At 69.4% G+C, this 8,115-nt stretch carries 5 protein-coding genes; 3 read left to right on the top strand and 2 right to left on the bottom strand.

Annotation, left to right across the window (positions count from 1 at the left end):
• On the bottom strand, window positions 1-828 hold an 828-nt coding region (locus RT309_RS04545; RefSeq protein ID WP_313355704.1), incomplete at its 3' end, for an aminotransferase class V-fold PLP-dependent enzyme.
• Window positions 829-966: 138 nt separating this feature from the next.
• Between RT309_RS04545 and glgX the strand changes: the two genes are divergently transcribed.
• From glgX to glgB, 3 genes are read left to right on the top strand one after another with little or no spacing between them, the layout of a single operon-like run.
• Entirely contained in the window at window positions 967-3,036 is a 2,070-nt protein-coding gene (glgX, locus tag RT309_RS04540) for a glycogen debranching protein GlgX (protein WP_313355703.1), read from the top strand.
• Window positions 3,037-3,067: 31 nt separating this feature from the next.
• Entirely contained in the window at window positions 3,068-5,152 is a 2,085-nt protein-coding gene (locus RT309_RS04535; protein WP_313355702.1) for a maltotransferase domain-containing protein, read from the top strand.
• Complete coding sequence (gene glgB / locus RT309_RS04530; protein WP_313355701.1) at window positions 5,149-7,356, top strand: 1,4-alpha-glucan branching protein GlgB; 2,208 nt, start codon at window positions 5,149-5,151, stop codon at window positions 7,354-7,356. Before RT309_RS04535 ends, glgB begins: the two co-directional genes overlap by 4 nt.
• A gap of 57 nt (window positions 7,357-7,413) precedes the next feature.
• Here the strand turns inward: glgB and RT309_RS04525 are convergent.
• Window positions 7,414-8,115, bottom strand: a 702-nt coding sequence (locus RT309_RS04525; RefSeq protein ID WP_313355700.1) for a tetratricopeptide repeat protein, incomplete at its 5' end; no start/stop codon positions are given.

Raw genomic sequence — 8,115 nt, 5'->3', positions numbered from 1 at the left:
GAGCCGGTCGCGCAGCGCGGCGAGCCGACTGCTCTCCCGCTCACGTTCGGCTTCGGTCGCCTCCAGCGCGGCAGCCAGGGCCGCCGCTCCCGGAACGTCCTGCGTGCCGGCGCGCAGACCGCGCTGCTGCGATCCGCCGTGCAGCAGCGGTGCGATCCGCGCGCTGCGGGCCGCGACCAGCATGCCGGTTCCCACCGGGGCGCCGATCTTATGCCCGGCGAGGCTCAGCGCCACAAGCCCGGCACCTGCGGGAGCGTCGCCCCTCAGCTCGCGGAAGACCACGGGCAGGTGGCCGAAGGCCGACACCGCGTCGAGGTGCAGCGGAATGCCCGCGGCCGCCGCCGAACGGCTCAGCGCGACCGCGTCGTTGAGGGTGCCCACCTCGTTGTTCGCGATGAGCGCGGTCGCGAGAGCCGCGCCGTCCAGGGCAGCGGTGAACATCGACACGGCGATCCGGCCGCGTTCGTCGACCTGCACCGGCCGCACCAGGGCGCCCTCGCGCTCGAGGGCGGCGACGGTGTCGATGGTGGCGTGATGCTCGGCATCCGGAAGCACGATCGCCCGCGCTGCCCCGGCGCGGGCCGTCCACATGCCGCGCAGCGCGGTGTTGATCGACTCGGTGCCGCCCGACGTGAACACGACCTCTATCGGGTCGCAGCCGACGACGGCCGCGGCCCGCTCGCGGGAGTCCTCGAGCAGGCGGCGAGCAGCCTGGCCCGCGCCGTGGGTCGACGATGCGTTGCCCACGATCTCGGATGCTGTCAGCCACGCTTCACGGGCAGCGGCGCGCAGCGGCGTCGTCGCCGCGTGATCGAGGTAGTGCCGCATCACCCCATCCTCCCACCGCCCCGGCGGCCGCGGCTGAGCACAGACCCGGAGGGTGGCGCCATCCCCGTGAGACCGAGGGCCACTCCACGCGGGACGGAGATTCATCAACGGAGGGTCTCCCCGCTTAGTCTGGACTCCATGCCCGCTCAGCCCGCACCGCCTCTCGGCGGCGACGCTCTCGACCATCTCGGCGTGCGCCTGCACGACGGAGGCGGAACGCTGCGCGTCTGGTCCGGGAACGCATCGTCCGTCGAGGTCGTGATCTTCGACGAGCACGACCTCGACTGGGAGACCGCCACGCTGCCGCTCGAGCGGCAGACGGCCGGGATCTGGGAGGTGACCACCGACCTGCTGCAGCCGGGTACGCGCTACGCGCTGCGCGTGGACGGCCCCCACGGTCCGGGCAACGTGTTCAACTCCGAGACCCTGCTGCTCGACCCGTACGCCCGCGGCCTCGCGCACGGCGGCGGGTACCAGGAGTGGCGCTCGGTGGTCATCGCCGACGGCTTCGACTGGGGCGATGTGCGAAAGCCAGCCGTGCCGATGGATGAGACCGTCATCTACGAGGGCCACATCAAAGGCCTCACCAAACGCCACCCCGGTGTGCCCGCCGCGCTGCACGGCACGTACGCCGGCCTGGCACACCCGGCGATGATCGAGTACCTGACAGAGCTGGGGGTCACGAGCATCCAGCTGCTGCCGGTGCACGCGTTCGTGCCCGAGCCGCGACTGCTCGAGCGCGGTCTGACCAACTACTGGGGCTACAACACCCTGAACTTCTTCACCCCGCACACCGCCTACGCCACCCAAGCCGCCCGCCGCGGCGGCCCCGAGGCCGTGCTCGACGAGTTCAAGGGCATGGTCAAGCTGCTGCACCAGGCGGGCCTCGAGGTCATCCTCGATGTCGTCTACAACCACACCAGCGAAGAGGGCCTCGGCGGCCCCCGATCCAGCTTCCGCGGCATCGACAACGCGCTCTACTACCGTCAGCTCGACGACGGCGCGTACGTCGACACCACCGGCTGCGGCAACACGCTCAACACATCGGCAGACGCGCCCGCACGTCTCGTGCTCGACTCGCTGCGCTACTGGGCCACCGAGATGCAGATCGACGGCTTCCGCTTCGATCTCGCCACATCCCTGGCGCGTGACGGCGGCCATGAATACGACCGCGAGCACCCCCTGCTGCAGGCCATCGCCGAGGATCCCGTACTGCAGGACGTGAAGATCATCGCCGAACCGTGGGACGTCGGGCTCGGCGGCTGGCAGACGGGCAACTTCCCTGCCGGATGGAGCGAGTGGAACGACCGCTTCCGCGACCGTGCCCGCAACTTCTGGCTCAGCGACATCGACTACGCCCGACGGGCCTCGGCGCCCGTCGGCGTCGGCGGATTCGCCAATCGTCTCGCCGGCTCCGCCAACACCTACTCGCCCGAGCGCGGACCTCTCGCGAGCATCAACTTCATCACCGCCCACGACGGCTTCACGCTGCACGACCTCGTCAGCTACGACGTCAAGCACAACGAGGCCAACGGTGAGCAGAACCGCGACGGCGCCGACGTGAACCGGTCGTTCAACCACGGCGTCGAGGGCGAGACCGACAATCCCGCCATCCTCGCCGCACGACGCCGCGCCATGCGCAACCTGATGGGCACCCTGCTGCTCTCGGCCGGCATCCCGATGATCACCGCGGGCGACGAGTTCGGCCGCACGCAGAAGGGCAACAACAACGCCTACTGCCACGACTCCCCCCTCACCTGGCTGAACTGGACCCACGAGCCGTGGCAGCAGGACCTGCGGGCGCACGTCTCGCTGCTCACGCGTCTGCGTGCCGAGAACCGCGCGCTGCGGCCCGCGCGATACGCGGTGCTCGGCGAGCACGTCCCCGAGGCGTCGGAGATGGAATGGTTCGACCAGAACGGCGAGACCATGGCCGCCGAGCAGTGGAACGATCCCCGTCACCGCACCCTGCAGTACGTCGCGACGAGCGACCCGCGCGACGGCGAGAGCAACCGCATCCTGCTGATCGTGCACGGCACCGAGGCTCCGATCGACGTCCGCCTGCCCGACGGGCTCAGCGACGTGACCTCGTTCACGTCGCTGTGGTCCAGCGCCGACGAGGCGCCGCGCGGTGAGCAGCGTCGATACGCGCCCGGCGAGGTCCTGCCGATCGCGGGCACCTCGATGCAGCTCTTCCGGGTCGAGTGACGCGCACCAGCAGGCACGGTACATTCAAGGTGTGGCAGCACCGACAGCACGTGACTCTGCGGGTCTGAGAAGCCCCGCCCAGATCCCTCTGCGCCCTGCCGTCGAGACGGTCCACGTCCCCGGCCTGAGGGCCGGGCGGATCCCGATCTTCTCGCCGACGCCGCATGTGCCCCAGGGGTATCCCGCGAAGGCCTTCGTCGGAGAGGCGGTGCCGTTCGACGTCGTGGCCTTCCGCGAGGGGCACGATCTCATCGGAGTGCATCTGCGTCTGTCGTCCCCCGATGGGCGCGAGACGCTGCACCGGCTCAGCCCGCTCGGCGACGGCACCGACCGCTGGCGCACGACCATCGCGATCGACCTCGCGGGAGACTGGCGCCACCGGTTCGAGGCGTTCTCGGATGACTTCGGCACCTGGGCGCACGCCGCCGAGGTCAAGGCGCTCGCCGGGGTCGACATCGCGGTGATGTGCGCGCTGGGCGTGCAGCTGCTCGCCGCGGCAGCCGAGGAGACCGACCGGCCCGCGACCGAGACCCGCATCCTGAAAGCCGCGGCCACGACGCTGCGGAAAGCGCAGAAGAAGACGGATGCCGAGGCGCTGCACGCCGTCGCCGTCGACATCGCCCTAGGTGAGGCCTTCGCCGCCCGCCCGCTCGCCTCGCTCGGATCCGTCACCGAGTGGCTGCCGCTGCGCGTCGAAAGACACCGGGCCGGTGTCGGCGCCTGGTACGAGTTCTTCCCCCGCTCCGAGGGCGCGGTGCGAGGCGAGGACGGCACCGTGACGAGCGGGACGTTCCGCACCGCGACGCAGCGGCTGCCGGGTGTGGCTGGCATGGGCTTCGATGTGGTCTACCTCGTGCCGATCCATCCGATCGGAGAGACGAACCGCAAGGGCCGCAACAACACCTTGACGACCGAGCCGGGCGATCCGGGGTCGCCGTACGCGATCGGATCCGCCGACGGCGGGCACGACGCGATCCACCCCGACCTCGGCACCGAGAAGGACCTGCGTGCCTTCATCCGCGCCGCGGCGAAGGAGGGCCTCGAGGTGGCCCTGGATCTCGCCCTGCAGGCGTCTCCCGATCACCCCTGGGTGACCGAGCACCCGGAATGGTTCACGACCCTCCCCGACGGCACGATCGCCTACGCCGAGAACCCGCCGAAGAAGTACCAGGACATCTACCCGATCAACTTCGACAACGACCCGGCCGGCAGCTACGCCGAGATGCTGCGCGTCGTCATGCACTGGGTGTCTCTCGGCGTGAAGATCTTCCGGGTCGACAACCCGCACACCAAGCCGCTGCAGTTCTGGGAGTGGCTGATCGCCGAGGTCGACGCCCAGGATCCCGACGTAATCTTCCTCGCCGAGGCGTTCACCCGACCGGCCGTGATGCGCGCGCTGGCGGCCGTGGGCTTCCAGCAGAGCTACTCGTACTTCACCTGGCGCAACACCAAGGCTGAGCTCGAGGAGTTCCTCACCTCTGTGTCGCAGGAGACGAGCGACTACATGCGCCCGAACCTGTTCGTGAACACGCATGACATCCTCACCGAGTACCTGCAGTACGGCGGACGGGCGGCGTACCGCATCCGGGCCTGCATCGCCGCGACCGCGGCTCCGATCTGGGGCGTGTACGCGGGGTACGAGCTGATCGAGAACGTGGCGAGGCCCGGCTCCGAGGAGAACATCGACAACGAGAAGTACGAGTACAAGTTCCGCGACTGGGACGGCGCCGAGCAGCGTGGCGAGTCCCTCGCTCCGCTGCTGCGGCGCCTGAACGAGATCCGGCGGGAGCATCCGTCGCTCGGTCAGCTGCGCAACTTCTCGGCGCACTGGAGCGACGACGACGCCGTGCTGGTGTACTCCAAGCATCTGGATGCCGCATTCACCGGCACCGGACGCGCCGACACCATCATCGTCGTGGCGAATGTCGACCCGCACTCCGTGCGCGAGACGACGGTGCACCTCGACACCACGATCTGGGGCATCGAGCCCGGTGATGCGTTCGAGGTCGAGGATCTGCTCACCGGAGCCGTCTGGACCTGGACCGACCACAACTATGTGCGACTCGACGCGTTCGCCGAGCCGGTGCACATCCTGAAGGTGAAGGAGCGATCATGAGCTATCTCGAGGACGTCTCTGCGTCGGCGGAGTGGATCGCGGTGTCGCAGTCCACCCATCACGACCCCCACGCCGTGCTCGGCGCGCATCCGCGCACCGACTCCGTGGGCCGCACCACCACCGCGATCCGCGTACGTCGGCCGTTCGCCGAAGCGGTGCAGGCGGTCTTCGACGACGGGTCGCGGCTGGACCTTGCGCATGTCGCGCACGGGATCTGGGAGGGCGATCACAGCGGACCGCCGGTGCCGTACCGCATCGCGACCACCTACGAGGGCGGCGAGGAGACCATCGCCGGAGACCCGTACCGTCACCTCAGCGCGGTCGGCGAGCTCGACATACACCTCATCGCCGAGGGCCGCCACGAGCGCCTCTGGGAGGTGCTCGGCTCGCACCCGCGTGCTCTCGACGGAGAGCAGGGGGTCGACTTCGCGGTGTGGGCGCCGAACGCCAGGTCGCTGCGCGTGGTCGGCGACTTCAACGGATGGAACGGTGAAGGCCACGCCATGCGCTCGATGGGCGGCAGCGGAGTGTGGGAGCTGTTCATCCCCGATGTCGCGGCGGGCGCGCGCTACAAGTACGAGATCCTCGGCGCAGACGGGCACTGGCGGCTGAAGGCCGACCCGATGGCGCAGCAGGCCGAGCTGCCACCGGCGACAGCCTCCGTCGTCACGCTGAGCGCCTACCGCTGGAACGACGACGCGTGGCTGCGTCGTCGGGCTGCGGCCCACGCGGTCTCGCAGCCGATGTCGGTGTACGAGCTGCACCTCGGTTCGTGGCGCGGCGGTCTGACCTATCGCGACGCGGCCGACCCGCTGATCGAGCACGTGCTGGCCACGGGGTTCACGCACGTGGAGTTCATGCCTCTCGCCGAGCATCCGTTCGGCGGATCGTGGGGGTACCAGGTGAGCGGCTACTACGCCGCGACGAGCCGGTTCGGCACACCGGATGATCTGAGATACCTGATCGACCGGCTGCACCAGTCCGGCATCGGCGTGATCATGGACTGGGTTCCCGGTCACTTCCCGAAGGACGAGTTCGCCCTGGCGCGCTTCGACGGCACCCCGCTGTACGAGCACTCCGACCCGCGACGCGGCGAGCATCAGGACTGGGGCACGCTGGTCTTCGACTACGGTCGCAGTGAAGTGCGCAACTTCCTCGTGGCGAACGCGCTGTTCTGGCTCAGCGAGTTCCACATCGACGGTCTGCGCGTCGACGCGGTCGCCTCGATGCTCTACCTCGACTACTCGCGCAAGGCGGGCGAGTGGGAGCCGAACGTCCACGGCGGACGCGAGAACCTCGAGGCGATCCGCTTCCTGCAGGAGGTCAACGCCACGGCCTACCGCAAGCACAAGGGCATCGTGATGATCGCCGAGGAGTCCACGGCGTTCCCCGGTGTGACAGCTCCCACCGACCATGCCGGTCTCGGCTTCGGGTTCAAGTGGAACATGGGCTGGATGAACGACTCGCTCGAGTACATGAAGCGCGATCCGCTGCACCGATCGCACCACCAGGGTGAGATGACGTTCTCGTTCGTCTACGCGTTCGGCGAGAACTACATGCTGCCGATCAGCCATGACGAGGTCGTGCACGGCAAGGGCAGTCTGGTCTCTCGGATGCCGGGCGACCACGCGCACAAGCTCGCGAACCTGCGCGCGTACCTCGGGTTCATGTGGGGGCACCCCGGCAAGAAGCTGCTGTTCATGGGGCAGGAGTTCGGTCAGATCGGTGAGTGGTCGGTCGACCGCGAGCTGGACTGGTGGCTGCTCGATCAGCCGTCGCACGCCCAGCTGCAGCAGCTGGTCAGCTCTCTGAACGCCGTCTACCGTGCACAGGCGCCGCTGTGGGAGCGCGACAACGACGGTTCGTCGTTCTCGCGTCTGGGCGCGCCCAGCTGGGATCCCAGCGTGATCGCGTTCGAGCGCCGGGATGCCCACGGGGGCCGTCTCGTGGTCATCTCCAACTTCGCGGGCGTGACGCGCACAGGCTATCGTCTCGCCCTTCCGGTCGAGGGATCGTGGCAGGAGATCCTGAACACGGATGCCGCGGCCTTCGGCGGCAACGACGCGGGCAACCTCGGCATGATCAGCGCGCAAAGCGAGAACGACGACGACCCCGCGATCGCGACCGTCACGCTTCCGGCGCTGTCGACGCTGTGGTTCCGGTATCAGCCCGACCCGCACCTGCCGACGCCGAGCCACTGGTGAACGACCGGCGCCCGGCCCCTGAGGGGCCGGGCGCCGTCGTTCGCTCGCTGTGCCGGGTCAGAACAGCAGCGAGGTGAGCCTCGTGCGCGCCGACGTGACGCGCGGGTCGGTGGGGCCGATCAGCTCGAACAGCTCGACCAGCCGCTCGCGGACGCGGGTGCGGCTGTCGGCGTCGACGGCGGTGAACAGATCCAGCAGTCTGCCGAAGGCGTCATCCACATGCCCGCCGGCGAGATCGAGATCGGCGACCTGGAACTGCGCGTCGACATCCGTCGGCCCGGCAGCCGCGGCCGCACGAACCTGCTGCAGATCGAGGCCCTGCACGCGGTGCAGCAGACGCACCTGGCCGAGCCCGGCCTTGGCATCCTCGTCACGCGGATTCTCGGCGAGAGCCTTCTCGTACGCACTGATCGCGCGGGCGTAATCGCCGGCTTCGATCGCCTCGAACGCCTCCGCGTGCAGCGGCGGCAGCGGCGCCGGCTCGTCCGCATCCGCGGCCGGGGCGTCGTCGCCGAACGGCACCGAGCCGGTCACGCCGTTCTGCCCGGCGACTTCGAGCAGGCGGGCGAAGACCTCACGCACCTGCTCCTCGGGAACCGCACCGGTGAACATCGGCACGGGCTGACCGCCGATCAGCGCGACGACCATCGGGATCGACTGGGCACGGAAGGCCTGGGCGACCTGCGGGTTGGCGTCGACGTCGACCTTGGCGAGCACGACGCGTCCGCGCTGCTCGCGCGTCACCTTCTCGATGATCGG

It is taken from the genome of Microbacterium sp. (genome assembly GCF_032084865.1).
Taxonomy (GTDB): Bacteria; Actinomycetota; Actinomycetes; order Actinomycetales; family Microbacteriaceae; genus Microbacterium.
Note: the sequence above shows the minus strand (reverse complement) of the source record. Positions and strands in the feature narration are given on the sequence as shown.

Excerpts from the sequence above, each read along its gene's own strand:
- glgX (WP_313355703.1), top strand. The coding sequence starts at position 967 with ATGCCCGCTCAGCCCGCACCGCCTCTCGGCGGCGACGCTCTCGACCAT.
- glgB (WP_313355701.1), top strand. The coding sequence starts at position 5,149 with ATGAGCTATCTCGAGGACGTCTCTGCGTCGGCGGAGTGGATCGCGGTG.